The organism is Acinetobacter indicus, assembly GCF_009914475.1.
In the GTDB taxonomy this organism is placed as follows: domain Bacteria; phylum Pseudomonadota; class Gammaproteobacteria; order Pseudomonadales; family Moraxellaceae; genus Acinetobacter; species Acinetobacter indicus.
In genome coordinates, this window is record NZ_CP045198.1 from 2,443,641 (window position 1) to 2,470,188 (window position 26,548).

General features: G+C 46.5%; 25 protein-coding genes and 1 pseudogene. 13 read left to right on the forward strand and 13 right to left on the reverse strand.

Features of this window, described 5'->3' with window-relative positions:
- Nucleotides 1-18: 18 nt before the first annotated feature.
- Complete coding sequence (locus tag GA693_RS12070; protein ID WP_267313204.1) at nt 19-1,386, reverse strand: RNA-guided endonuclease InsQ/TnpB family protein; 1,368 nt, start codon at nt 1,384-1,386, stop codon at nt 19-21.
- 96 nt (nt 1,387-1,482) lie between these two features.
- Here GA693_RS12070 and tnpA point away from each other — a divergent pair, with 96 nt between their 5' ends.
- The gene (gene tnpA / locus GA693_RS12075) at nt 1,483-1,932 is read left to right on the forward strand and encodes an IS200/IS605 family transposase (protein ID WP_171294843.1); all 450 of its coding nucleotides are present in this window, start codon (nt 1,483-1,485) and stop codon (nt 1,930-1,932) included.
- 36 nt (nt 1,933-1,968) lie between these two features.
- Here the strand turns inward: tnpA and GA693_RS12080 are convergent.
- A pseudogene (locus GA693_RS12080) lies at nt 1,969-2,622 on the reverse strand (putative solute-binding protein); the annotation flags it as partial.
- Nucleotides 2,623-2,854: 232 nt separating this feature from the next.
- On the opposite strand from GA693_RS12080, the gene GA693_RS12085 reads away from it, so the two are divergent.
- Both GA693_RS12085 and GA693_RS12090 read left to right on the forward strand, forming a co-directional pair.
- Nucleotides 2,855-4,792 carry an ATP-binding cassette domain-containing protein gene (locus tag GA693_RS12085; RefSeq protein ID WP_127800781.1) on the forward strand — a complete coding sequence of 646 codons (1,938 nt, stop codon included), beginning with the start codon at nt 2,855-2,857 and terminating at the stop codon, nt 4,790-4,792.
- Nucleotides 4,793-5,102: 310 nt separating this feature from the next.
- Nucleotides 5,103-6,266 carry a zinc-dependent alcohol dehydrogenase gene (locus GA693_RS12090; protein WP_005181133.1) on the forward strand — a complete coding sequence of 388 codons (1,164 nt, stop codon included), beginning with the start codon at nt 5,103-5,105 and terminating at the stop codon, nt 6,264-6,266.
- Nucleotides 6,267-6,318: 52 nt separating this feature from the next.
- On the opposite strand, the gene gyrB is transcribed toward GA693_RS12090, so the two are convergent.
- The 4 genes from gyrB to dnaA all read right to left on the reverse strand — a co-directional run bounded on the left by gyrB (nt 6,319) and on the right by dnaA (nt 12,576).
- Nucleotides 6,319-8,787 carry a DNA topoisomerase (ATP-hydrolyzing) subunit B gene (gene gyrB / locus GA693_RS12095; protein WP_104470783.1) on the reverse strand — a complete coding sequence of 823 codons (2,469 nt, stop codon included), beginning with the start codon at nt 8,785-8,787 and terminating at the stop codon, nt 6,319-6,321.
- A gap of 42 nt (nt 8,788-8,829) precedes the next feature.
- Entirely contained in the window at nt 8,830-9,912 is a 1,083-nt protein-coding gene (gene recF / locus GA693_RS12100) for a DNA replication/repair protein RecF (RefSeq protein WP_160240798.1), read from the reverse strand.
- A gap of 24 nt (nt 9,913-9,936) precedes the next feature.
- Entirely contained in the window at nt 9,937-11,085 is a 1,149-nt protein-coding gene (dnaN, locus tag GA693_RS12105) for a DNA polymerase III subunit beta (protein ID WP_016659767.1), read from the reverse strand.
- A 111-nt stretch (nt 11,086-11,196) separates the two neighbouring features.
- A complete protein-coding gene (gene dnaA / locus GA693_RS12110) occupies nt 11,197-12,576 on the reverse strand; it encodes a chromosomal replication initiator protein DnaA (protein ID WP_104470782.1) in 1,380 nt (459 codons plus the stop codon).
- Nucleotides 12,577-13,236: 660 nt separating this feature from the next.
- Between dnaA and rpmH the strand changes: the two genes are divergently transcribed.
- The 6 genes from rpmH (at nt 13,237) to GA693_RS12140 (ending at nt 17,958) form a co-directional block, all read left to right on the forward strand.
- Nucleotides 13,237-13,371, forward strand: coding sequence for a 50S ribosomal protein L34 (gene rpmH, locus GA693_RS12115; protein ID WP_000831329.1), 135 nt, complete (start codon nt 13,237-13,239; stop codon nt 13,369-13,371).
- Between the two features lie 28 nt (nt 13,372-13,399).
- The gene (gene rnpA / locus GA693_RS12120; RefSeq protein ID WP_005181120.1) at nt 13,400-13,792 is read left to right on the forward strand and encodes a ribonuclease P protein component; all 393 of its coding nucleotides are present in this window, start codon (nt 13,400-13,402) and stop codon (nt 13,790-13,792) included.
- 9 nt (nt 13,793-13,801) lie between these two features.
- Nucleotides 13,802-14,122 carry a membrane protein insertion efficiency factor YidD gene (yidD, locus tag GA693_RS12125; protein WP_045795963.1) on the forward strand — a complete coding sequence of 107 codons (321 nt, stop codon included), beginning with the start codon at nt 13,802-13,804 and terminating at the stop codon, nt 14,120-14,122.
- A gap of 5 nt (nt 14,123-14,127) precedes the next feature.
- On the forward strand, nt 14,128-15,897 hold the full coding sequence (gene yidC, locus GA693_RS12130; protein WP_005181113.1) for a membrane protein insertase YidC: 1,770 nt from the start codon (nt 14,128-14,130) through the stop codon (nt 15,895-15,897).
- Between the two features lie 95 nt (nt 15,898-15,992).
- Nucleotides 15,993-17,348 (forward strand): tRNA uridine-5-carboxymethylaminomethyl(34) synthesis GTPase MnmE, encoded by a 1,356-nt coding sequence (gene mnmE, locus GA693_RS12135; RefSeq protein ID WP_163143529.1) that lies wholly within the window; start codon nt 15,993-15,995, stop codon nt 17,346-17,348.
- A gap of 274 nt (nt 17,349-17,622) precedes the next feature.
- The gene (locus GA693_RS12140) at nt 17,623-17,958 is read left to right on the forward strand and encodes a DUF1622 domain-containing protein (protein WP_160240794.1); all 336 of its coding nucleotides are present in this window, start codon (nt 17,623-17,625) and stop codon (nt 17,956-17,958) included.
- Between the two features lie 117 nt (nt 17,959-18,075).
- Here GA693_RS12140 and GA693_RS12145 read toward each other — a convergent pair whose 3' ends face one another.
- Nucleotides 18,076-19,251: an MFS transporter gene (locus GA693_RS12145; protein WP_434057934.1), complete on the reverse strand. Its 1,176-nt coding sequence runs from the start codon at nt 19,249-19,251 to the stop codon at nt 18,076-18,078.
- Between the two features lie 106 nt (nt 19,252-19,357).
- Nucleotides 19,358-19,624 carry a metal/formaldehyde-sensitive transcriptional repressor gene (locus GA693_RS12150; protein WP_005181098.1) on the reverse strand — a complete coding sequence of 89 codons (267 nt, stop codon included), beginning with the start codon at nt 19,622-19,624 and terminating at the stop codon, nt 19,358-19,360.
- Nucleotides 19,625-19,678: 54 nt separating this feature from the next.
- On the opposite strand from GA693_RS12150, the gene dmeF reads away from it, so the two are divergent.
- Together dmeF and GA693_RS12160 are read left to right on the forward strand one after the other, a co-directional pair.
- Entirely contained in the window at nt 19,679-20,704 is a 1,026-nt protein-coding gene (dmeF, locus tag GA693_RS12155) for a CDF family Co(II)/Ni(II) efflux transporter DmeF (protein ID WP_075168115.1), read from the forward strand.
- Between the two features lie 90 nt (nt 20,705-20,794).
- Nucleotides 20,795-21,496: a DsbC family protein gene (locus GA693_RS12160; protein ID WP_160240792.1), complete on the forward strand. Its 702-nt coding sequence runs from the start codon at nt 20,795-20,797 to the stop codon at nt 21,494-21,496.
- 72 nt (nt 21,497-21,568) lie between these two features.
- On the opposite strand, the gene GA693_RS12165 is transcribed toward GA693_RS12160, so the two are convergent.
- The 5 genes from GA693_RS12165 to GA693_RS12180 all read right to left on the reverse strand — a co-directional run bounded on the left by GA693_RS12165 (nt 21,569) and on the right by GA693_RS12180 (nt 25,272).
- Entirely contained in the window at nt 21,569-21,829 is a 261-nt protein-coding gene (locus GA693_RS12165; protein ID WP_005181091.1) for a GlsB/YeaQ/YmgE family stress response membrane protein, read from the reverse strand.
- Between the two features lie 166 nt (nt 21,830-21,995).
- On the reverse strand, nt 21,996-22,523 hold the full coding sequence (gene hpt, locus GA693_RS12170; RefSeq protein WP_005181088.1) for a hypoxanthine phosphoribosyltransferase: 528 nt from the start codon (nt 22,521-22,523) through the stop codon (nt 21,996-21,998).
- A 70-nt stretch (nt 22,524-22,593) separates the two neighbouring features.
- On the reverse strand, nt 22,594-22,749 hold the full coding sequence (locus tag GA693_RS14790; protein WP_005181085.1) for a hypothetical protein: 156 nt from the start codon (nt 22,747-22,749) through the stop codon (nt 22,594-22,596).
- A complete protein-coding gene (guaD, locus tag GA693_RS12175) occupies nt 22,736-24,052 on the reverse strand; it encodes a guanine deaminase (RefSeq protein ID WP_160240789.1) in 1,317 nt (438 codons plus the stop codon). Before guaD ends, GA693_RS14790 begins: the two co-directional genes overlap by 14 nt.
- A gap of 263 nt (nt 24,053-24,315) precedes the next feature.
- Nucleotides 24,316-25,272, reverse strand: a complete 957-nt coding sequence (locus GA693_RS12180) for a TerC family protein (protein ID WP_005181081.1) — start codon at nt 25,270-25,272, stop codon at nt 24,316-24,318.
- Between the two features lie 585 nt (nt 25,273-25,857).
- On the opposite strand from GA693_RS12180, the gene GA693_RS12185 reads away from it, so the two are divergent.
- Nucleotides 25,858-26,142, forward strand: coding sequence for a GNAT family N-acetyltransferase (locus tag GA693_RS12185; RefSeq protein WP_005181078.1), 285 nt, complete (start codon nt 25,858-25,860; stop codon nt 26,140-26,142).
- A 38-nt stretch (nt 26,143-26,180) separates the two neighbouring features.
- Complete coding sequence (locus GA693_RS12190; protein WP_016659776.1) at nt 26,181-26,462, forward strand: GNAT family N-acetyltransferase; 282 nt, start codon at nt 26,181-26,183, stop codon at nt 26,460-26,462.
- Nucleotides 26,463-26,548 lie beyond the last annotated feature (86 nt).

Below are 26,548 nucleotides of genomic sequence, written 5' to 3' on the forward strand. Positions count from 1 at the left end.
GAGTTTCCGTAGTGCAACCTAAGTTGCACACATCTCTTTTGACGCTTCTACGGTACTGCGAAAAGAAGCTTTGACACCTCTAGTCGTCTTACGAACACCTCCACGCCCACTAGATGATAAATAATTACCATCCAACTGTGTTCCACAGTCTAAAACTAATTTAATTGCTCTGTTCTTAATAACAATTGATGCATTGTGATCTGCATTATCAGCATGTCCACAACTCACGCACTTAAACCTGTCTTGGCTTTTGCGATTGTCGGGGTGAGTGTGACCGCATGAAGCGCACTCCTGACTTGTGTAAGAAGCATGAACCGTAAATACAGCCTTACCTAATTTGACTGATTTATACGTTAAGAATTCTGAAATTCTGTGCCATCCTACATTGAGAATAGCTTTGTTTAACCCTGCTTTAGCTTTAGCCTTATTTGGAATAAAACGTCCGAATTTATCTTTCTTAGGGTTAGGCTTTTTGGTCATCTGTTTGGTATTTAGTTTCTCAAAAATAAATACCTGACCGAATCCATTAGCTAAACTACGACTTGTCTTATGAGCAAAGTCCTTGCGAATATTGGCTTTCTTAGAGTGATGCACCGCAATTCGATGTTTGGTCTTAGCTCTTCGGTTTGAGCCTTTGATTTGTCGAGCAAGTTTTCTTTGCAGTCGCTTAATGTAGCGATCTGCTTTTGTTAAATGATTCTTTTGTTCTTTAGAGAAATCAAATTCTTCATAGCCTGCATGAACAGGAATGGTGACACCACGATCTATACCAACCACTATTTTTTGTAGTTGTTCTTCGTCCATGCCCTGCAAATGATCTAACTGTCTTTTGGCGTATTTTTTAGCATCGAATTTCTTACCGTCAAACTCTTGAATCTCAACACCATCTTCATAGCAGAAAGAAACGAAATATTGACCACGCTCTTTGCGAATATAAAGGGATTTCGGTTCTTTAAAGTTAGCATGAGCCTTAAAACTTAATGAGCCTATATTAAATTTTTTACCACCGATATATAGCTTGCGCTTATTTCTTTCCGTGCGAAACTCGAATAAATCAGAGGTTAAATGAATCGAACCTTTATCTGTCTTCTTTTTACGTTTTGGTCGCCCACACACACCCTTAATGGATTTTTTGAGTGTGTTGTACCAATTAACGGTTGAGTTCTTTTGAATGGTGCTAGGACAGTTTGCAAGCCAAGAGCTTAATTCATTCGATTTAAAGTGAGAATATTTCTGATCTTGGGTTTCATAATAGTGATTGTATGGTGTGAATTTGCGAGCAAAACCACGATAGTATTTATCTTCATCACATTTGGCATTCCAAATAAAACGAGCACAACCCATCCACTGACTTAAAATCAGCTTTTGATGTTCAGTTGGATACACCCTTAACCTGATGCCTGTTAGCAATTAAAAAACCTCTAGTGAATACGCTTATTTTAGCTTAAAATAAGATCAATGTAAATCTAGTGTGTGGTTAATATGTACGAGTGGAGAACAGGTAGATCATGTGTTTTTAACAATATTGTTCATTTAGTATTTGTTACGAAATACCGAAGAGATGTATTAACAATGGAAATGCTTACTTCTTTAAATGAGATTATGAAAGAAACTTGCTTGCAAATGAATTGTGAACTTATTGAGTTTAATGGCGAGGATGATCATATTCACATGCTTGTAAGTGTTCACCCTAAACATTCAGTGTCTAATTTAGTGGGTAAACTAAAGGGCAAAAGCTCTTATGTTTTAAGACGATCTTATTGGGATGAAATTAAGGGAAAATTATGGGGCAACCACTTTTGGTCGCCTAGTTATTGCGTTGTATCTTGTGGTGGTGCAAGTTTAGAAGTTGTTAAAAAGTATATCGAAAACCAAAGAACACCAACTTCTGAAAAAAATGCAAAAAAATCCAAGTCACTAAAAAAGAGCTAACTCGCCCTTAAAAGAGTGAGAATGCGCTCTTTATGCTTGTTCAATTTCCAGCGGTTTAAAGGCATAGGCCGGTGCGGCCACAATATCAACCTCGCCCTGATTAAACTTACGCACAAAATTGGAAATATCGGAATCGACCGCAATACCGCCGACTCGTTCCACCATCATTTTTTGTGCCGGATCATAATGCAGAATCGCAAATTTCCGGTTTTTGATGTGCTCAACCGAGTTCATGGCCCGATCTTTAACAAAAATATAGGCCGAGCCAATCTGGCCGATGCCAGCCACTTCAAAGGTTTCCTGACCAATCCGGGTCACCAGATGGCGGTTATTGCGCCGGTCCAGCACATAACTAATGGCTTTCTGGGCAATGCTATTACTTGGCACACCGCCCAGCGCATCAATCGAACCGGAAAATTTATTGTATTGCCGCGCCCGCATTGAGGTCATATAGGCGCCATCACATTTGCCCGCCTTAAAATCGCGCTCGACCTGGGCTTCATCCTGATAGGCTTTCAGACTGACATTGCTGCCCCAGCGCTTGCTGGCCAAGGCCCATTCTTCCAGCAATTTATAGGATTCTCCGGCCCGTCCCCACAGATCAAAAACACAGACCTGCGGATTGGCCTGAGCCAGGCCACTGACGCCACACAAGGCCAGTGTCGACAACAACAAAACTCCGTTTTTCATTTTTGTCACCGTACATTTGTTTTTGTTTTTTATCAGAAATTTTAATATATCGGGCTTGGTTTTATAAAAAAACCCTGCATAGCCGCTTTCCGATAGATGACACGGCGCCCGCTTTTTCATTATTTTTTTCGATGTGTTGCTGTAGCACCTGAAATAAACTGCGCCAGCTTTTTGTTTTCCAGAGCGCATCCTTTAGAATAGGCGCATTCTGTTCCTGAGTTTAGTGAGTCCAATGATTCAATTTGACCAAGTCTCTTTACGCCGTGGTGGTCGTGTCTTATTTCAAAAAGCGTCCATGCAAATCCATCCGGGTTGGAAAGTTGGCCTCACCGGAGTCAATGGCGCCGGCAAATCGACCTTATTTGCCGCCTTATTGGGAGAACTGGGGGCAGATGAAGGCAGCCTGACCCGTCCATCGGGCTGGACCGTTGCGCACATGGCCCAGGAAGTCAAAGCCCTAGATATGCCGGCGCTGGATTTTGTGTTATCGGGCGATGAAGAATACTGGCAGATTCAGAAACAGCTGGCACAACCTGAACAGCTCAGTAACAGCGAACTGGCACAATTACATGGCCGTTTTGATGAAATTCATGGCTATTCTGCCCCATCTAAAGCCGCCCAGTTAATGGCCGGTCTCGGTTTTATGGAACATCAGCTACGTCTGGATGTCTCCAGTTTCTCCGGTGGATGGCGCATGCGTTTAAATCTGGCACGCACCCTGATGAGCCGCTCCGACTTACTACTTCTGGATGAGCCAACCAACCACTTGGATCTGGATGCCATTTTATGGCTTGAAGACTGGCTCAATGCCTATGAAGGCACTTTAATCCTGATTTCACATGACCGCGATTTTCTCGATGCAGTGACCGATCATATCCTGCATATTGAAAATCAGGAACTGACCTTATATACCGGCAATTACTCGACCTTTGAAGTGACCCGCAGCGAACGTCTGGCCCAGCAGCAACAGGCCTTTGAAAAGCAGGTTGAAGCCCGCGCACATCTGCAAAAATTTATTGACCGTTTTAAAGCCAAAGCCACCAAGGCGCGTCAGGCGCAAAGCCGGATTAAACAGCTGGAAAAAATGCAGTTGCTGGCACCGGCGCATGTCGATACCCCGTTTACCTTCAGTTTCCGTGAACCCACCAAAATGAGTTCACCCTTACTGACTCTGGATCAGGCAGAAATTGGCTATCCGGGCAAAAGTATTGCCAGCAAAATCAGTCTGCAGATTACCCCAAGCTCGCGTATTGGCCTGCTGGGCATGAACGGCGCCGGTAAATCTACTCTAATTAAATCACTGGTTGGTGATTTAGCGCTTTTAAATGGCCAGCGCAAAGCCTCTGAACTGCTGAATATTGGTTACTTTGCCCAGCATCAGATGGATGCACTGGATGCGCAGGCCAGCCCGATGCTGCAATTGTCACGTCTGGCCGACAAACAGATCAGTGAAGCCACCCTACGTTCGTTCCTCGGCAGTTTTGGTTTTAGCGGCGAACGTATGGATACGCCGTGCGAAAGCTTCTCCGGCGGTGAACGCGCCCGTCTGGCCTTGGCCCTGATTGTCTGGCAGCGCCCGAATGTACTGATTCTGGATGAACCGACCAACCATCTGGATTTAGACATGCGTCATGCCCTGAGCATGGCCTTACAGGACTTTGAAGGCGCAGTGGTACTGGTATCGCACGAACGTCAGCTAATCGCCAGTGTCTGTGATGACCTGCTGTTGGTGCATGCCGGACGCTGTACTGAATTTTCCGGTGATTTGCAGGATTATGCCAAATGGTTACGTGAGGCCCGTCAGCAGCAGATCAATGCCCAAACCGCATTGGCACAGGCCAGCGCAAGTACCAACAAGACTGCCGCACCGGCCAAAGTTGATAAAGAAGCACAGCGCAAACTGGCGGCGCAGCGCCGTGAAGAAACCCGTCCGCTGCGGAAAAAAATTGAACAATGTGAAAGCCAGATTGAAAAAATCCAGCCCCGTCTGGCCAGTATTGAAGAACAGCTGGCTGACAGCAGCCTGTATGAAGCTTCGCGTAAAGAAGATCTGCTCAAGCTGATGAATGAACAGACCAGCTTAAAAGCCACGCTGGAACAGGCCGAAGAAACCATGCTGGAACTGATGATGGAACTGGAAACCCTGGAACAATCATTCCAGAACAGTTAATCCCGTTTCTTCCGAAACCTTCCCCTCAAGATAGCCCCAGTGGCTATCTTTTTTATTTCCACTTTATGATCACTCCTCTTTTTAGCCCGTCTGTTTTCTTTAAAAAGATCAAGGAGGATGCTCACCAATAGCTGTTTTCCTCTCCGTTTTAGCTCTGATTGCACTTACTGAACTGCAATATAAAGCCCTCTTGCACACAGCTTGGCCGGTTTTTTTATACATAAATTTACAGCCGCACATCTCATCATGAAGAAATGTGGCCGGCTCAATGCGCGGGTCTGGCCTTCTGCTAGCCAAGAGAGGAAATTCTATGCGTGCCTTAACCTATCATGGAACCCGAGATGTAAGAGTTGAATCGGTGCCTGACCCAATTATTCAGGAACCGGATGATGTCATCCTTCGCGTCACCGCCACTGCCATTTGTGGCTCAGATCTGCATTTATATCGCGGTAAAATTCCGGCCACAGAGCACGGCGATATTTTTGGCCATGAATTTATGGGCGTGGTCGAAGAAGTCGGCCCCGAGGTCACGGCAGTAAAAAAAGGCGACCGGGTGATTATTCCCTTTGTAATTGCCTGCGGTCACTGCTTTTTCTGTGAACATGAGCTGACTGCCTCCTGTGAAAATACCAATACGGGCCGCGGCGCCATTCTGAACAAAAAACAGATTCCACCGGGTGCAGCGCTGTTTGGCTACAGTCATCTTTATGGCGGCGTGCCGGGTGGACAGGCCGATTATGTGCGAATCCCCAAAGGCAATATCGGTCCTTTTAAAGTTCCCGGTTCACTGCCAGATGAAAAAGTGCTATTCCTGACCGATATTCTGCCAACCGCATGGCAGGCGGTGACTAATGCACAAATTGGCAAAGGCTCCAGTGTAGCCATTTATGGTGCCGGACCCGTGGGATTACTGTCAGCGGCCTGTGCACGGATGCTTGGCGCTGAACAGATTTTTATGGTCGATCATCACCATTACCGGCTGCAGTTTGCCCATGAAACCTATGGCGCGATTCCAGTCAATTTTGATGAAATGGATGCGGCCGAGTTTATTATTGACAATACTCCCGGCCATCGGGGTGTCGATGCCGTCATTGATGCAATTGGTTTTGAAGCCAAAGGCAGCATGATTGAAACCGTGATGACCAACCTGAAACTGGAAGGCTCCAGCGGCTTTGCCCTGCGCCAGTGTATTGCCGCAGTGCGCCGTGGCGGCGTGGTCAGTGTGCCGGGCGTCTATGCCGGTCCAATTCACGGTTTCCTGTTCGGTGATGCCTTTGATAAAGGCCTGACCTTCAAGATGGGCCAGACCCATGTGCATCGGTACCTGCCCGAATTACTGGAACGGATTGAAAATGGCGACCTGTCCCCCGAAGTGATTATTACCCACCGTATGAAACTGGCCGATGCTGCCGAGGGCTATCGTATTTTTGATCAACGCGAACAGGATTGCCGCAAAATTATTCTCACGCCCTAATCCATCGCGCCAACAAAAAAGCGCCCGCAGGCGCTTTTTTTAAATCATGCCCTTAGGCATCAATATCGGCATTCAGGGCATTCTCTTCAATAAAGGCACGACGTGGTTCCACATCATCACCCATTAAACATGAGAACATCCGGTCTGCTTCAATCGCATCTTCAATAGTCACCTGCAGCATATGACGGTTTTCCGGGTCCATGGTGGTTTCCCAGAGCTGCTCGGCGTTCATCTCACCCAGACCTTTATAGCGCTGGATCATCATGCCGCGGCGTGAGTCCTGCAGAATATGCTGCCAGACCTGATGGAAGCTGTTGACCTGAATCTTGCGCTCGCCTTTTTGCAAGTACGCGCCCTCTTCAATCAGGCTAAACCAGCTCTTCGAGTTCTTCAGCAAACGTGCGTACTCACCCGAACCGAGTAAACCGGCATCCAGCAGATAGGCATGTGGCAGGTTATGCACATAAATGGTAATACGTGGCCAGTAAATCGCAGACTTCTGTCCTTCCGCATCTTCTTTGTCAAAGGTTTCGATGCTAAGTTCAGGACGTAAACTGCTTTGAGTGGCCGCGATATAGGCACACAACTGCTCACCCCAAGCCTGTACATAATCCAGATCATGCGCCTGATCCAGCTTGAACGCCTCTTGCGCCAGCAAACCATCTAACAGGCTGGCTGGATAACGCAAGGTTAAACGGCTCAGGCTCTTTTGCGAGGTCTGATAATCGGCAATCACCGAAGCCAGTGCTTCACCACGAATCGCCGGTGCATCTGCGCTGACATGCAGGGCCAGTTCATCAATGGCATTGGAAATCAGATAGGTTTCCAGTGCTTCATTGTCTTTAATGTACTGTTCCTGCTTACCTTTTTTCAGCTTGTACAGCGGTGGCTGGGCAATATAGATATGACCACGTTCCACCAGCTCCGGCATTTGACGAAAGAAGAACGTCAGCAGCAAGGTACGGATGTGCGAACCATCGACGTCGGCATCGGTCATGATAATGATTTTGTGATAACGCAGCTTGTCCGGGTTATATTCTTCACGGCCAATTCCGCAGCCCAGTGCAGTAATCAAGGTGCCGACTTCTGCCGATGAAATCATCTTGTCAAAACGGGCACGTTCCACGTTCAGGATTTTACCTTTTAGCGGTAAAATCGCCTGCATTTTACGGTTACGGCCTTGCTTGGCTGAACCACCCGCAGAGTCACCCTCGACCAGATACAGTTCAGATAAAGCTGGATCTTTTTCCTGACAATCGGCCAGTTTACCCGGTAAACCGGCAATATCCAGCGCGCTCTTACGACGGGTCATTTCACGTGCTTTACGCGCTGCATCACGGGCACGCGCTGCATCAATAATCTTGCCGGCGATCGATTTGGCCGCTTGCGGGTTTTCCAGTAAATATTCCGAGAAGGATTTATTCATGGCCTGCTCGACCGCAGGTTTTACCTCACTCGACACCAGTTTTTCTTTGGTCTGTGAAGAGAATTTTGGATCAGGCACTTTCACCGAAATAATTGCGGTCAAACCTTCACGTGCGTCATCCCCGGAAACCACCACTTTCTCTTTTTTGAGCAGGTTTTCGTTTTCCATGTAGCTGTTTAAACCACGGGTCAACGCGGCACGGAAACCGGCTAAATGGGTACCGCCATCTTTTTGCGGAATATTGTTGGTAAAGCAGCGTACATTTTCCTGATAAGAATCATTCCATTGCAACGCAACTTCAACTCCAATGCCATTTTCTGCCTGCACGGTAAAATGGAAAATATCATTCAGATGGTTTTTGCCTTCGTTAATATATTTCACGAACTCAGACAGACCACCTTCATAGTCATAGATATGTTCCAGGTTAATACGTTCATCTTTCAGGACAATACGTACACCGGCATTCAGGAACGACAGTTCACGTAAACGGCGCGCCAGAATATCGACATTAAAAATGGTCTGGCTAAAAGTCTCGGCGCTTGGCCAGAAACGGACCATAGTTCCAGTCTCTTCTGTTTCACCAACCACGGTTAATGGATATTGCGGATCACCATGACGGTATTCCTGCTGATGAATCTGACCAGCACGTTTAATGGTCAGTTCCAGTTTGCTCGACAGGGCGTTTACCACCGATACCCCGACCCCGTGCAGACCGCCTGATACTTTATAACTGTTGTCGTCGAACTTACCGCCGGCGTGTAGGATGGTCAGAATCACCTCAGCCGCCGATACGCCTTCTTCCGGGTGAATATCGGTTGGAATACCGCGACCGTTATCGGCCACAGATACCGATTCATCTTCATGAATAGTGACTAGAATCTCGTCACAGTGGCCGGCCAGCGCTTCGTCAATCGCGTTATCGACCACCTCGAACACCATGTGGTGCAAACCGGTACCATCATCTGTATCACCGATATACATGCCCGGGCGTTTACGAACAGCATCTAGGCCACGTAATACTTTGATACTAGAGGAATCATAAGCCTTTTCATTGGTTTGTTCTGTTTGAGTGGCAGATTGATCTTCTGAACTCATGGTTTCTCCCTAGTAAAAACTGGTCTATCCAAAGATAAAAAACTATTGCACAACAACTTGAACAGTACCGTTTTCAACATTGAATAATTGATAGGAAATAGACAAATCATGTAAGTGATTCTGCACTGATTCATGGTCTAAGGTGGTAATAAAAACTTGACTACCAAGTTGGCTCAATCGCTCAATTAAACGTCGTTGTGCGGTTAAATCTAATTCTGCTGTCAGATCATCTAATAATACCACAGTTTCCTTATTGCACGCATGCAGCATTGCAATCTGTGACAGTTTTAAAGCCATGATCAATAACTTTTTTTGTCCGCGTGACAGCACCACATCGGCATCGCCAGTCGCTGTTTTTAAACGTAAATCTGCGCGATGCGGTCCATATTCGGTATAACGGCGTTCCACATCTTTCTGATGATGATTGACCAAATCGCTCATCAAGCCCGGTTCCGGATGAAATCCGGGATGGTATTCCAGCCGAATGTTTAAATCAGGTAACAGCTGCTGTAAATCCTGCTGAAAATAATACTGCCACTGCTCGATAATACTGTGGCGTTGCAGATGCAGCATTTCACCATACTGGCTCAGCATCTGGTTCCACGGTTCCAGCTCGGCCAGGCTTAAATGACGCCGGGTTTTTAGTAAGCTGTTACGCTGTTTTAAGGCCCGCGAATAGTATTGCCAGGCATGATAAAACTCTGGTTCCACGTGGAACATCATCCAGTCCAGCAGCTGGCGTCGCGGTTTGGCGCCGTGGTCGATAATATCGGTACTTTGTGGATCAATCAGTTGTAGCGGCAGCAGTTTGGCCAGCTGCCCCTGGGTGGCAATATGATCGCCATTGACCTTAATTAGCTGTTCACCAGACAGCAGTTTTTGCATGCCAATTTTTTCGGTGGGCGATTGGGCAAACACAATCGCATCCTGGGCATCAAGCTGAATATAGTTTTTGGGGATATGGGTACGAAAGGAACGACCAGTGGCCAGTAAATGAATGGCCTCCAGAATCGAGGTTTTACCGGAGCCATTGGCACCATAAAAGACATTAAACGGCTGCAACCCGACGAGTGCAACCGCTTTTAAGTTTCGAACACGTTCTATATTTAAACGCGTAATATGCATAATCGTGTCAAATCACATACAAGCTTAGACACGCATCGGCATCACAACATAAGTTTGATCTTGCTGCGCCGGGTCCTGTACCAGTACCGACTGGTTGGCTTCGGTCATGGTCATTGCCACATCATCACCATCCAGTGCACCTAATACATCCAATAGATACTGGGCATTGAACGACATTTCCAGCGGTGCATTATTGTATTGCACGGCCAGGTCTTCAATCGCTTCATCCTGTTCCGGGTTGTTGGCGCGTAATTGTAGTGAATCTGCATTAAAGTTCAGGAATACGCCGCGTAATTTTTCATTACTTAAAATCGCCACACGCTGTAACGACTGCTTGAAGACATCATGTGCAATCATCACCACTTTATCACCACCACGTGGAATCACACGGCGGTAATCGGGGAATTTACCATCAATTAACTTGGTGGTGAAACGTACGGTAATATCGCCCTGCTCTTTGTCACGGCTCGGCACGGAAATGGTTACATTTAACAGTTCACGACCAATTAACAGGGATAGTTGCTCATCTTCAATACTGAGTAAACGCTGTAATTCGCCCACGGCTTTACGTGGCACAATTGCCTGAATCGGTTGTGTCGCATTTGAAGAGGCACCGGTTTCACATAATGCCAAACGGTGGCCATCGGTAGTCACAGCGCGCAGCTGGTTTTCATCAATTTCCAGTAAGGTGCCGGTCAAATAGAAACGTACATCCTGCACCGCCATGGCAAAGGCGGTTTTTTCAAATAAACGTTTTAATTCACGCTGAGTCACCGCTACCTGTGTGCCTTGAGTATTTTCAGTGGCCAATAACGGATAATCTTCGGCTGGTAAAGTCCCCAACACGAAACGGCTGTTGCCAGATTTTAAAATACAGCGCTGATCTTCAGTAATCTGCAGGTCAATTAAAGCCGCAGTCGGCAAAGATTTACAGATATCCATCAGTTTACGTGCCGGCACCGTGGTCTCACCCGCCTGTAAACATGCACCTTCAGCCAGAACCGTACTGGCCACCAGCTCCACCTCCAGATCGGAACCGGTAATGGTCAGCGCCTGTTCAGTCACCTGAACTTTCACGTTAGATAAAATGTTTAACGTATGGCGACGTTCAACCGCTCCTACAACATGTGATAGAACATTGAGTAAGCTTTCTTTGGCGATTTTTAAACGCACGGTACATTTCCTCTAACAACTGAAGATGATGAAGATAAAAATTAATTTTTTAGCAGTGTACTATGCGGCAGAATATGCCGCATTGCAAGAACAGAATTTGACCAAACCGGCCTAACTTTGCAACAGGCGTTGCAGGTTTTTATAGTCCTCGTTGAAGATTGGATCTTCTTCGCGCAGGCTTTGTACTTTCTCGCAGGCATGCATCACGGTACTGTGGTCACGACCACCAAAAGCCATGCCAATTTCAGGGAAACTGTCACCGGTCAGTTCACGGGCCAGCCCCATTGCCAGCTGCCGCGGACGGGCATAAATCCGGGTACGTTTTGGCCCGACCAATTCTTTCAGTGGAATACGGAAATATTCACTGACCACACGCTGGATATTTTCGGTACTGATGGTACGCGCACGAATCGCCAGCACATCTTTTAAAGATTCACGCACTACATCCAGATCAATCGCGGTGCCTTTAAAACGGGAAATTGCGACTACCTTGTTTAAGGCGCCTTCCAGTTCACGCACGTTGGCGACCACCTGCTGGGCAATAAACAAGGCACAGTTGCGCGGTAAATCGACGCCACTGCTTTCGGCTTTCTTTAATAGAATTTCAATCCGGGTTTCAATATCGGGCGGTTCTACCCCAACTGACAAGCCCCAGGAAAAACGTGACACCAGACGCGGGTCCAGTTCGGTCAGTTCTTTTGGATAACGGTCCGACGTCAGAATAATCTGCTTGGATTCATCCAATAAGGCATTAAAGGTATAGAAAAATTCCACCAGACTGGCTTCTTTACCGGCCAGCAAATGAATGTCATCCACCAAGAGCAGATCAAGTGAACGGCAATTTTTCTTGAATTCTTCAACCTTGCCCTGCTGTAGCGAGCTGACAAAGTCATGTACAAAGCTTTCAGCAGTCATATACATGACCCGGGCATTTGGCTTGGCCTGCAACAAGGCATTCCCCACTGCCTGCATCAAGTGGGTTTTACCCAGACCGGTCGGGCCATATAAAAATAGCGGGTTATGTTGTGAAGCGCCCAGATGGGTCAATACTTTACGGCAGGTTTCTGCCGCCATCTGGTTAGAACGGCCTTCTACAAATAAAGAAAAGGTAAATAAAGGGTTTAACTGACGCTTGCGGCTGTTTTTGCTGCCACTCTCTTCTTTGTCCTTTTTTGGACGGCTGACCGGTGCCGGTGTTGATTCTAAAGCAGCAGTGGTGGTCGCCGGCTGTTCACTGGCCGATAAAATGGCGCCCGGACGGGAATCGACCAGGATTTCAACTTTACGTACCCGTCCTTCAGACAGTTGTTCGGCCAGAATCGTGATCAGCTCAAGATGATGTTCCTGAATATAGCGGGTCCAATACGGGTTCGGTGCATATAAACGTAAAGTATCTTCTGATTCTTCTGCAACTAATGGGCGAATCCACATCGTAAAGACATTCCCAGAGAGCTCTTGTCGCAAGCGATTTAAGCAGTCCGTCCAAAGCATGTGAAAACCCCTATTTATTCCATTTTAAATTTAAAACGCATTCGTCCGCTGCAAGCGGGTCGCCATTCTAACCAAGTTATCCACATCTGTCATGAGAAATTGAGCGAATTTAGCCAAAAAACAGACATCAAGATCTAAATTTAAATTTAAAAGCTGGTGTGGATAAGTTTATCCGCAAGCTGTGGATAAAACATAGCATAAAGTTATCCACAATGTATTAAAAATATAAAAACACAGTTATCCACATGCAAAGTCTATGTTTTTTAAATTTAAAAATTGCTTTTCCACATAAAAAAGCCACCCTAATAAGAATAAATTTAAATTTATAAATTTGAATTTATATATTAGAGCGTGCTCGGATGTGGATAAACTGAAAATAAATTTAAATTCGAATTTAAACCTACAGAGAATAAATTTATTCACATGGTCTTGTGGATAATTATGTGAATAATATTGTTTATAACTTATTTTATATGTTTTAACAATAGGATAGCTTGTGAATAAGCCAGAATATGTACAATTGCCTATTCCTGGATAAACTTAAGGCCTTTTATAAAAATTAGGCTTATTTAAAGGAAAACCGTGTTTTTGATTGACAGCTCAAGCAATGAGCACTAAAATCGCGGACCTTTATAGAAAGATCATTTTTGGAGTTTCGACATGAAACGTACATTCCAACCATCTGAATTAAAGCGTAAACGCGTTCATGGTTTCCGTGCTCGTATGGCTACTAAAGCTGGTCGTCAAGTATTAGCTCGCCGTCGTGCAAAAGGTCGTCACAGCTTAACTGTTTAATCAGTCACGCTGCATCGACTTGGGTGTTATGACATCACTTTATGGCTTCAGCACAGAGCTTCGTATACGCTGTGCTGCCGATTATAAAGATGTGTTTGATGGTGCGCTTTTTAAAGTGCATCAACCCCATTTCTTATTTCTGGCAAAACCGTCCGAACTGCTGAACAGCCGTTTGGGTATTGTTGTTGCCAAGAAAAAAGTGCGTCGTGCACACGAAAGAAATCGAGTAAAACGACTTGCTCGCGAAAGTTTTCGCCTGCATCAACAGCAATTGGCTGTACTGGATATTGTGGTGATGCCCAAAATGGGGATTGAAACAGTGCCAAATGCAGAGTTACATCAGCAATTACAATTTGCTTGGCAGAAATTGCACCGCCTTGCCAAAAAGCATTCTAAAATAGCTCCCTCCCCACATCAGTAGAGATGACCAATGGTACGTTTACTGCATTGGTTGATTCGTTTCTATCAGATTGCGATTAGTCCGCTTCTTGGACCACGTTGTCGCTATATTCCAACCTGTTCTCAATATGCCCTGGAAGCAGTCCAGATCCATGGGGCCGGACGTGGTGTGTGGCTGGCGACTAGACGTATCTGTCGTTGTCATCCGTGGGGTGGTTCGGGCTATGACCCTGTACCGGCCAAAGCAATTCGTTTTATTTCATTTCAGCAAATAGATTCTCAAACGGGTCACATTGCTGTACCCTTTCGTGAACGTTTATTGAACCAAAATCACTCTAACCACTTGGGGTAATAGATATGCAACAATGGGCCAGGATTGCAATTCTCGGGGCCATGTTTGTTGTCGCTTATTTGCTCATTTTGGCTTGGCAAAAAGATTATGGAAATGCTGAAACCCAACCACAGCAACAGGCTGCGGTGGTTTCACATGAAGTGTCTGCAGATTTGCCAAATGGCCAAACCGCTACAGCAGCTTCTGATGTACCGCAGGCAAATATTTCAGCGCAGCAGACTCAAACCACAGATGCCACTGCACCTGTAAGTCAGCAGCTTATTTCAGTACAAACTGACCTTTATCATCTTTGGATCAATCCAAAAGGTGGTGATATTGTTCGTGTTGAATTACTCAATCATGACAAAAATAAAGACAGTGATGCACCGTTTGTAATGCTTGAAAGCGATGACAAACGTACCTATGTCGCTCAGTCAGGCCTGATTGGTCTGAATGGACCAGACAGCAGCCGTAATGGTCGTCCAAGCTATGAAGTTGAAAAATTAAGCTATAGCCTGGAAGATGCCAAAGCCGTTCAGAATCAGGACGGTGAAGCGGTGAAAGTGTTAAATGTACCAATGGTGTACAAAACTGCTGACGGTGTAGAAATTATCAAGACCTTCAGCTTCAAGCAAGGCGAATATCCGATTGTGGTCAACCACAAAGTGGTAAACCGCAGTGGCCAGAACTGGCAAGGTCAAATGTTTGGTCAGATCAAACGTGATAACTCGGATGATCCGGGTAAATCGGACCAGGGCATTTTCACTTTGGGTACCTTCCTGGGCGGCGCCTGGGGGACACCGGATGAACACTACAACAAGCTGAAATTCGACAACTTCACTGAAGAAAAACTGAATGTTGAAGCGACTGGCGGCTGGGTTGCGGTGGTACAGCACTACTTCGTGAGTGCATGGGTGCCGGGTAACCTGAAACTGACCCAGGCCGATGGCCAACCGTATAGCGCCAAGCTGGAATCGCGTAAATCAGGCGATAATATGAATATTATCGGCTTTACTTCGCCAACCATTAATGTACCGGCGGGTACAGTGGCAGAAGTCGATGCGACCTTCTATAGCGGTCCAAAAATCCAGTCAGAGCTGAAAGATCTGGCCACTGGTCTGAATCAGACTGTGGATTATGGCTGGTTATGGCCAATTGCCAAACTGCTATTTGTAGGCTTGGAATTCTTCCACGGCTTAGTGGGGAACTGGGGCTGGGCAATTATTCTGTTGACCATTCTGGTGAAGCTGATTCTGTGGCCATTATCGTCGAAGAGCTACCGTTCTATGGCGAAAATGCGTGTGATTGCACCTGAAATGCAGCGCATGAAAGAAGAGTTCGGTGAAGACCGGATGCGCTTCTCGCAAGAGATGATGGCCCTGTACAAACGTGAACAGGTCAATCCGCTGGCCGGCTGTTTACCGCTGTTACTGCAAATGCCAATCTTCCTGGCCCTGTACTGGGTACTGATGGAATCTGTAGAGCTGCGTCATGCGCCATGGTTACTCTGGATTCAGGATTTATCGGCAATGGACCCTTGGTTTATCTTGCCGCTGATCATGGGTGCGACCATGTATATCCAGCAAATGCTGAACCCGCAGCCGACCGATCCTATGCAGGCTAAAGTCTTCCGCATTATGCCAGTGATCTTTACTGTGTTCTTGCTGTTCTTCCCGGCGGGTCTGGTGTTGTACTGGATTGTCAACAACCTGATCACCATCTTGCAGCAAGGCCTGATCAACAAATCTGTTGAGAAAGACCGTGCCAAACGTGATGAAGCGACCCCAGTCAACTAAGTTGTACTGACGAGCTGAATAAATCCGCTTAAGATGATACTCTTAGGCGGATTTTTTTTGGCCCGACTTTAAGCATTGCGACAGGTGAATTTATGCTGACCCAAACCACAACAATTGCTGCGATTGCCACTCCACCCGGGCGTGGCGGTGTGGGGGTGATTCGCCTGTCTGGTCCCAAATCCTATGCCATTGCTGAAGCCCTGACCCAAAAGCAGCTGCCAAAAGCCCGTTTTGCCGGCTTCCGCCAGTTTTATGAGGCTAGCGGTGAGGTGATGGATGAAGGTTTGGTGATTTGTTTCCCCAATCCAAACTCCTTTACCGGTGAAGATGTGGTGGAACTGCAAGGTCATGGTGGCCCGGTCATTCAAAATGCCCTGCTGGCACGTTTACTGGAACTCGGTGCGACCGCGGCCAAAGCTGGCGAGTTTTCCATGCGCGCCTTTGAAAATGGCAAGCTTGATCTGGTACAGGCCGAAGCGATTGCCGACCTGATTGACGCGACCTCGCAGGCTGCAGCACGTTCAGCGGTACGCTCCCTGCAAGGCGCATTTTCAACCAAGGTCAATACGGTTTTAGAAAAACTGATTCATCTGCGTTTGCATGTGGAAGCAGCGATTGATTTTCCGGAAGAAGAAATTGATTTTCTGGCCGATGGTAAAATTCTGGCCCTGCTGGATGATGTTGCCAGCTCAGTCACCGCGGTACAGCAATCGGCACGTCAGGGACAATTATTACGTGAAGGCTTGCAGGTGGTGATTGCCGGTAAACCGAATGCCGGAAAATCATCTTTACTGAATGCTTTAGCCGGGATTGAACGGGCGATTGTGACCGATATTGCCGGTACCACCCGTGATGTGCTGCATGAAAAAATCACCTTAAATGGCTTGCCGATTACCCTGACCGATACCGCCGGTTTACGGGAAACCGGTGATGTGGTGGAAAAAGAAGGCATCCGCCGCGCGATTAAAGAAATTGAACAGGCCGATTTATTGCTGCTGGTGTATGACTTAAGTCAGGGTGAAGATCCACTGGCCTTGGCCCAGGAATATTTTGCCGATCATCTGGAACCCAAACGTCTGATGCTGATTGGTAATAAAGCAGATTTGACTGGTGCTGAAGCCGTTATTGGTGATTATCAGGGCTTTCGTCATATTACCGTGTCGGCCAAGCAGGAAACCGGTGTTCAATCGCTCATAGATGCGATTACAGCGCATGCAGGCTTCCAGCCGGAAGAAGATACCTTTATTGCCCGAACTCGTCATTTAGACGCAATGAAACGCACCCAGTACTATCTGGCCGAAGCGCGCGAGCAGCTGGTAGATTATCATGCCGGTGAGCTGGTGGCTGAATCCCTGCGTCTGGCGCAAAATGCCCTAGGTGAAATTACCGGAGATTTTAGTGCCGATGATCTGTTGGGTAAAATTTTCGGTTCTTTCTGTATTGGAAAATAAGCGTAGTACGCTCTGAGCTTGCTATGCATTTAAAAGCATCAGGTGTTAGCCACCTGGTGCTTTTTTATTGCTTTTTATCAGGCAATCTCGTCATTTCAGCCTAAAGGGTTTCGTATACTCTAAGGGAACAGCCTGTCACATCGTATGCGGCAGTTTACATCTTGCCATCCGCCCTTCTATTGCCCGATATTCAGCCTATGATGAGTGAATAACCTACAAGTTGTTTCAATAAAATCCTGAATGCAGTCTATAAAAACACTGCCGGAGGTGTGGCATGCTGGAGGTGGTTGATTTACGTGAGTCACTGGTTGCTTTAGTGAGTGTGCTGCAGCTGTTACTCGAGTTTATCTCGGTGGTCTGTGTAGTGATTGGTCTGGTCAAAACCTTAATGGTGCTGGTCCAGTTAAAATCCGGCCGCAGCGCGCGCTATTGTTTTGGGAACTGGCTGGCCACTGCGCTGGAGTTTCAGCTGGCCGCAGATATTCTGGCCACCACGGTCGATGCGGATATGGACAGCCTGATCAAACTGGCGATTATTGCGGTCATTCGGACCTTTTTAAACTACTTTTTAATGAAAGAGCTGGAACATCAACCCGGTACAGAGAAATAAAACTATTCAATCATCTGGTGGATGTTGATATGGTCAGCATCTGATTGGCAGCGCAGTCTGTCCGCACCCAGGATCAGGCCGAGGGTGCCTGATCATCCCCGACTCAACAGCATTAATTTAAAAGGTTAGCACTTTACGCTGCTGCCAGATCAGGCTGAGGCAAAGCAGCCCAATCAGCATGCAGAAGCTGATAATACCCACACTTAAGCCAAAATGGTCTGATAAATAACCCACCGCAATAATCGGTACAATGGTGCCCAGATAGGCAATAAACAGATAACTGGACATAATTGCAGCGCGGTTGTGCGGCTGACTCATCTGGTGAATCAGGCCAAAGGCGCCCAATAAGCTCAAGCCATGCCCAATTCCGACCAGCACATCACTGACAAAGAACAGCGGGCTCCATTGCAGCGACATACACAGTCCCAGCAGAAGCAGGCTGCCGAGCAGCGCATAGAGACCCCAGCGCAAGGCCGTGGCAGGCAGTACACTACGGGCAAAAAACTGGACGATGGCTGAAATAATTAAAATCGCAGAAATTGCTACACCACTGACCAGTGGTCCATGCCAAGGCAAAATATCCTGCACAAACGACGGCGACAGCGAAGCAAACAGACTAAAGCCGGCAAAGGCACAAAACGCAGCGAAACTGACCAGAAAAAAAGCAGCCTGATACGGCGCATCCGGGGTTTGTAATTTGGGATAAACCGAAAAGGGCTGCTGTTCAAAGGCAGGCTGTTTTAGCTTGAACAGGCCCAGCCCACAGAAAATGGCACTGACAATCACCGGAAGATAAGGCGTGACCAGCGGTTGCTCGGCAAACTGGGCAATCACACCGCCCAGAAATGGCCCTAAACCAAAGCCAATTGCGGTAATAATCGAGCTGAGCTGCGGCGCCAGCAGCTTATGGCTATCGGGCACTACATTCATCAGCCCCAGCATGGCAGAAGTGGTAATCAGTCCGGAGGCAATCCCAATAATAAAGCGGCCGAGGCCCAAATACAGTGCTGTCGGCGCCCAGGCTGACAGTATCAGTCCAATCGTGACCAGGGCAATACCGACCTGCAAGCTGCGAACAAAACCAAAGCGGTTACTGGTTCGCCCCAGAAACAGCAAGGTGGCCAGACAGCCGAACATATAGGCCACAAACAGATAGGTAATATGACTCGGCAGCAGCTGCCACAGCTCCTGATACAGGGGATATAAAGGGCTGGCCAGTGCGGTTCCAACGGTACCAATACACAGCGCCAGGCTGACCATTAAAAACGGCTGCCACGATTGAGCGTTTGACATGAGAGAATAAAAAAATACCTCAGCTTTTTGGCTCAGGTATCATGATATGAGAAAAGATCGTTTCAGTGTAAAGGCAGGAATTTTGTGGGTCAATCGAAAGATGGGCTTAGGTATAGCGTTTTAACAATTTTAAAAATTCATCCAGTTCGACTTCATTGACCTCGACCTCATCGCCAATGACATGATGGCGCAAATGCGATTCAATCAGCTCATTCATCAGCCCGTTAACCGCGCCTTTAATCGCAGCCACCTGCTGTAATACTTCGATACAGCTTTTTTCCGGATCATGGATGGACTGTTCCACCGCACTGATCTGACCTTGTAAACGCTTGATGCGATTTAAAACTTTTTTATCTGTATGTAAATGGCCCACACTTCACCTTAATTTCAAATATACTATAGGGGAGTATATTGGACGATTCTCCCCATGCAAAATCATGTTTCTCACCGTACCCATCACCATCAGTTTGATGAAGGCAATCCACTGGCCCAGAAGCGTATATTATATGCTGCGATATTAACCGGTGTCATGATGCTTTTAGAGATTATTGGCGGCTGGATTTTTAACTCGATGGCACTTCTGGCCGATGGCTGGCATATGAGCTCGCATATGCTGGCTTTGGGGCTGGCCTATGTGGCTTATCGGGCGGCGCGTCATTATGCCCAGGATGCCCGTTTTAGCTTTGGTACCTGGAAAATTGAGATTCTGGCCGGTTATAGCAGTGCGATTTTATTGCTGGTGGTGGCCGGTTTTATGGCGTTTCATTCGGTAGAACGCTTATTTTTCCCGGTTAATATTCATTATAACGAAGCCATTCCCATTGCGATTTTAGGCCTATTGGTCAACTTGATTTGTGCCTGGTTACTGCATGATGATGGTCACCATCACCATCACCATCACCATCACCATCACCATCACCATCACCATCACCATCACCATCACCATGAGTCGGGGCATGGACATGCGCATGCACATACAGCTGGAGCACATGATTTAAACCAGAAAGCTGCGTTTATGCATGTGGTGGCCGATGCTGTGACCTCCATTTTTGCCATTGTGGCCTTAATTGCCGGCAAGTTCTGGGGCTGGGATTTTCTTGATGCGGTACTGGGTATTGTGGGTTCGATTCTGGTGGCGCGCTGGGCCTGGGGCCTGATTCAGGAAACTGGACGCACCTTGCTGGATGCCGAAATGGATCATCCAGTGGTGGAAGAAATTCGCGAGGTGATTGCCGAGCTGCCAGGAATGGTCAATATTACCGATCTGCATGTCTGGAAAGTCGGTCGTGACAAGTTTTCCTGTATTCTGGCCGTAGAAACTGAAGATGAATTAAATGCCGATCAAATCCGCACGGCCCTGTCAGTGCATGAGGAAATTGTGCATATCTCAATTGAAATTAACTCGATTCATCCGGTTTATGTTCCACGTGAAACGCCATTGTCGATGCTGTAGTGATTCGGTAAATTTCTCTGATGAAAGTTAAATCTTTGCCCCGATTTAAGATTAGAATCGGGCAAGGATTGATAAAGACAAGATTTCACTATGTTCAAACATGCATTCTTGCTGGCAGCGCTCGCGATGAGCTCAACGCTGGCACTGGCCAATGTCGACACGGTCAAAGCCAATTTAAAGCAGCAACATCCAAACCTGGACATCCAGAATATTCAGGCCACCGAAATGCGCGGGATTTATAGTGGTTCAATGCAGGGTCAAGTGGTCTATCTGAATGAAGATGCCAAGCATTTTTTGGCCGGTTCCATGATCCGTTTAAGCGACCAGCAGAATTTGACCAAAGCGCTGCTGGTGCAACAAAACAGCATCGACTGGAAAAAACTGCCGCTGCAAGATGCCTTAAAAACGGTTCGAGGGACGGGTAAACGTCAGCTAGCCATCTTTTCTGACCCAAATTGCCCGTATTGCAAACAGCTGGAAGTAGAGCTGAAAAAACTCAATGATGTCACCATTTACACCTTTATTTTACCGTTAAAGGCACAATCGGTACGCCCTTCGCAGCAGGTGTATTGTGAAGCCAATCCGGCCCAGGCCTGGGAAGACCTGATTGCCAAAGGTCTTAGCCCGCGCACGAGCCAGTCCTGTGCCAATCCGATTCAGCGTAATCTGAAACTGGCGCAAAGCCTGGGATTAAACGGCACACCGGCCATTATTTTCTCGAATGGTTTTAAGGTGATGGGCGCCTACCCTGCTGCGCAGATTGAGCAGATTTTCAAGGAATTTGGACTCTAAGCTCAGATTGTTAAAAGTCAGATTTTAGACCATAAAAAAGCACCGGCAAATGAACGGTGCTTTTTTATTGATTTAAACGCGATGTGAGCGTTTGGAAATCATGTTATAGATAAACAGAATAATCAGCGCACCAATCACCGAGGCAATAAAGCCGGCAGCTGAGTTTTCATCATACAGACCGAGGAAGCGACCGCCGTAAGTGGCCAACAGTGAACCGGCGATCCCGAGTAAGGTGGTCATAATAAAGCCTGCTTTATCATCACCTGGATGGATGGCACGGGCAATAAGACCTGCAATAAAACCAATCACGATAGCCACAATAAGTGTCCACATCTCCTGTCTCCTTCTTGTTATGGTTTATCAAGTTGAGTTGTTGCTATTTGATTTATTTTTCAGGATTTTTGAGAGGACAAACAGTAGAGTCCTGCTACAGATTGTAGTTTTTTTGTCCGCTTTGTCGTAAAAAAAGTGGCTGAACGCCACTTTCTTTTGCGGTTGCTTACAGACCGATTTCACCAATAAACGGGATATGGCGATATTTCTGGTCATAGTCGAGGCCATAACCGACAATAAATTTGTCTTCTACTTCAAAGCCCAGGAATTTAACTTCCAGTTCAATTTCACGGCGTGACGGTTTGCTGACCAAGGTACACAGCTCAATCGAATTTGGTTCACGGGTTTGTAGAATTTCCAGTACTTTGCTCAGGGTATTGCCAGAGTCGATAATATCTTCTACCACCAGCACATCTTTGCCACGAATTTCGCCGTCGAGGTCTTTCAGGATTTTTACATCACGCGAAGACACAGTACTGCCGCCATAACTTGAAACGGTCATAAAGTCCAGTTCATGCGGTTTTTCAATGGTCCGGCATAAATCGGCCATAAACAGCACAGAACCGCGCAGTAAACCGATTAACACCAGCTCCTTGTCGCTATTGGCATAATGCGCATTAATCTGTTTACCAAGTTCTTGAACTTTCGCATGAATTTCTTCAGCAGAAATCAATACTTTCATATCAACGGTCATGGGTAGATCCCTAAAAGAGCAAAAAATAAAAAAGGTGTTGACCTGCAACACCCCAAAATATGCCTTAATTTTAATACATCTTGCGGTCAGATGCATCCTCTTTGCTGTCTAAAAAAACAGCATTTTTGACCGGGTGGTCTCTTTTCAGCAATAAGGCCAGACCAATCAGCGTGAGCGCCACCCGCCATTTCGGTTGCGCCCGGCGTATAGGTTTAGTCGCGGACATAGGCACATTGTCCATAAATATAGGTGGCCTGAATATTCCGTTCATCGCCCATGGTCATTAGTGCAAATAGGCTGTCTTCCAGGCCTTTGCTGTGCTGCTGGCGCAGGGCCTGCAAGGCGGTGGCGTTTAAATCCAGCACAATAAAATCAGCTTCTTTACCGACATTGAAATTGCCGAGCTTGTCATCCAGATCCAGTGCTTTGGCACCGCCTAAAGTGGCATGATACAGTGCTTCATAGGCCGACAGGTTTTGCTCAAGTAGCTGCTGGACTTTATAGGCTTCGCTAATGGTGCGCAGCTGGCTAAACGAGGTCCCTGCCCCGATATCGGTGCCCAGGCCCATTTTGACCTGTTTCTGCCAGGTCTGATGAATCGGGAACAGCCCACTGCCCAGGAACAGGTTGGAGGTCGGACAAAAGGCAATTGCGGAATTGGTCTGGTGCATACAGTCCCACTCCTGCTCTTCCAGATGTACACAATGCGCAAATACCGAACGCGAACCGGTCAGCCCATAATGATGATAGACATCTAAATAGCCTTTTTGCTCCGGGAACAGGCTTTTGACCCAGGCAATTTCATTTTTGTTTTCACTTAAATGGGTATGTAAATACACATCCGGATATTCAGCTTTCAGCTGCTGCGCTTTTTCCAGTTGTGCCGGCGTTGAGGTCGGTGCAAAACGCGGGGTAATCGCATATAAATTACGGCCTTTTCCATGCCACTTTTCAATCAGTGCTTTAGATTCCTGATAGGCGCGTTCTGGCGTGTCACAGAGTTCCTCGGGTGCATGACGGTCCATCAGCACTTTACCAGCAATCAGGCGCATCTGGTGCTGTTCTGCGGCTTCAAAAAGGGCATCGACAGATTCAGGATGCACGGTACAGAACACCAGTGCCGTGGTGGTGCCATTTTTCAGCAGTTCCTGCACAAAAAATGCAGCAATCTTGTCAGCATAGCTTTTATCAGCAAACTGCATTTCGGTTGGAAAGGTATAGGTATTCAGCCATTCCAGCAGCTGGGTGCCATAGGCGCCCACCATTTCGGTTTGTGGGAAATGAATATGGGTATCAATGAAGCCGGGTATAATCAGCTGATCGGGATAATGCTGCACCGAAACACCGGCCGGAATATACGCCTGCCCCTCTTCCCAGGGACCAAACCAGTGAATTTTCCCGTGTTGGGTGATTAATAAACCATCTTCTACATAGCGCACTTGGTCGTGAATATCACGCGCTTGGGCAACTGTATTCTGAATATCGAGGAAGCGGCCGCGTACTGCCGTCGTTGCAATGACAGAAGACATGAAAAACCTGCACTTGTTTAATTTTTTCGGTTGATTGTAGCTGAAAAGCGCTGCCCTGTATGGAAAATCCAACATTCAGTCACAGACATCGGGTGTCATGCAAAACTGTTGCCAGTTTTGGGGAAACACAAGATGTCCACTGGAGCAGCTCTAAAATATTCAGTTAAATCGCGTTCTTATACGCTGATATTCAAGAGTAAGTCCTGAATGTAGAAAATAAAAAAAGCCCGTATGCAACGGGCTTTTTGATCAATCAGTCCACTTTAGAGCGTGGTTTCATGATGCTTGCGACTGTGACGAATCGACAAGATCGCAGTCACCGTCAAGACAATCACAATAAAGCTCAGTGAAATCCAGATCGGCATATGGAATACATCCAGCATCAGCATCTTAAAGCCGATAAAGACCAGAATCAAACCTAGGCCATAAGGCAGATAATGCATTTTTGAGGCGGCACCTGAGAGCAGGAAGAACATTGCACGCAGGCCTAAAATTGCCATCAGGTTGGCAGTAAGCACAATGAAGGGGTCGGTGGTGACAGCAAAAATAGCAGGAATAGAATCGACTGCGAAGATGACATCAGAGGCTTCGACCAGAATCAGCACCAAGAATAACGGCGTTGCCCAAAGCAAACCATTTTGACGGACAAAGAATTTATCGCCCTGAAGTTGCGGGGTGATACGCATATGTTTACGTAGCCATTTCAGAATGGCCATATCTTCAATATTGCTGTCTTCTTCATGCTGACCACGCAGGAATTTGAAGCCGGTATACACCAGGAACGCACCGAAAAGATACAGAATCCAGGAGAATTCCTGTACAAACCAGGCACCAATAAAAATAAAGATGGTTCTGAGCACAATTGCACCCAGTACGCCATACAACAGCAATTTACGTTGTAACGCTGGTGGAATGGCAAAGGCGGCAAAGATCATCAGCCAGACAAAGACATTATCAATTGCCAAGGATTTTTCCAGCAGATAACCAGCAAAGTATTCCATGACCTTGGTATTGGCAATTGCCGCACCTGCAGTCTGCTCCAGATACAGCCATAATCCACCACCAAATAAAGTCGCGACACTGACCCAGGCAATACTCCAGTAGGCAGCAGTACGGACTTTGACTTCCTGATGTTTAAAGCCGACAAAATCGATCACCAGCATGACGGCGACAATTGCGAAAAAGACAAGATACAGCCAGAGCGTACCAATTGTTTCCATGTGAATTCTCCACATCGGACGACTGGCCATAAAAAAACCTTGACCAGCTGCCAGATGAAAAACATCTATAACAACATGATCAAGGTCTTGCCTACATCTTAGTGTTTCACTTTTTTATATCAAGTGTGACCTAAAGATGCTCAGATACCGACTTTTTGCAAAGTGTAATGACGATATTCTGACACGTTCAAAAACTGAAATTTCATTCTTAAACGTTTGGAGGAGGCTACTCCCCTTGTTCAACAATTCTGTGTTGGGGTAAGACCCCCAAAGTCGACATAGAATTGCATATTTTTAAGTAAAGTGCAAATAGGCTTATTTAAATGGATCGCGAGATTTTTCCTTATAGATTGAAATGCCGAGATAAATGGCTAAACCTAACAACAACAAAATAATGATGAAAAAAAGATCCATGGTCAGAAATGTTACAATGTATTAAAAATGTAATGAATTATATCTGTGTTTTAATTAAAAACCTAGTCATGTTTCACAGATCATAAAAAATGTAAGTCGCACTTTTCTTTTCTGTCTTTTTCTGTGAATAAAGCAGATACTGACTATTCCAGATGCGAGGATATGATAAAAATGATGGTGCAACACGAAAACAATGACAGCAAAGGGGCCTTTTTTGTTGAAGCCAATGGCGAGCGTCTGGCAGAGATGACTTATTCACGCGCCGGCGAAGATAAAATCATTATTGACCATACTACGGTCAGTGAACAGTTACGTGGTCAGGGTGTGGGACGTCACTTAGTTGAAGCTGCGGTCAATTATGCCCGCGAACAGCAGATCAAGATTATACCGCTCTGCCCTTATGCCAAAGCGGCTTTTGAAAAAGACCCATCTATTCAGGATGTACTTCAACCCTAATTCATCAGGTGACACATAAACTTTAAGGCAGGACAGCAATGGATATTCAACATCAAGAGGCAAAACGTGGCGGCGCATTTTTTATTGAACGGGATGGACAGCGGATTGCTGAAATTACCTATCAATGGCAAGACACGCATAAAATTGTCGCCGACCATACCTGGGTAGATGATTCATTGCGTGGCCAAGGCATTGCCCGCCAATTACTGGATGTGCTGGTCGAGTTTGCCCGGGAAAAACAGCTCAAGATTGTACCGGTCTGTTCTTATGTTGAAGTCATGTTTCGACGCGAGCCCAGCCTGGCTGATGTCGCCGCTTAAATCTGGCGCTTGAACCCGCCACCGACTTTGGAGGGTCAGCCAATATATAAAAACCACGAGCATGAACTCGTGGTTTTTGATTGCCG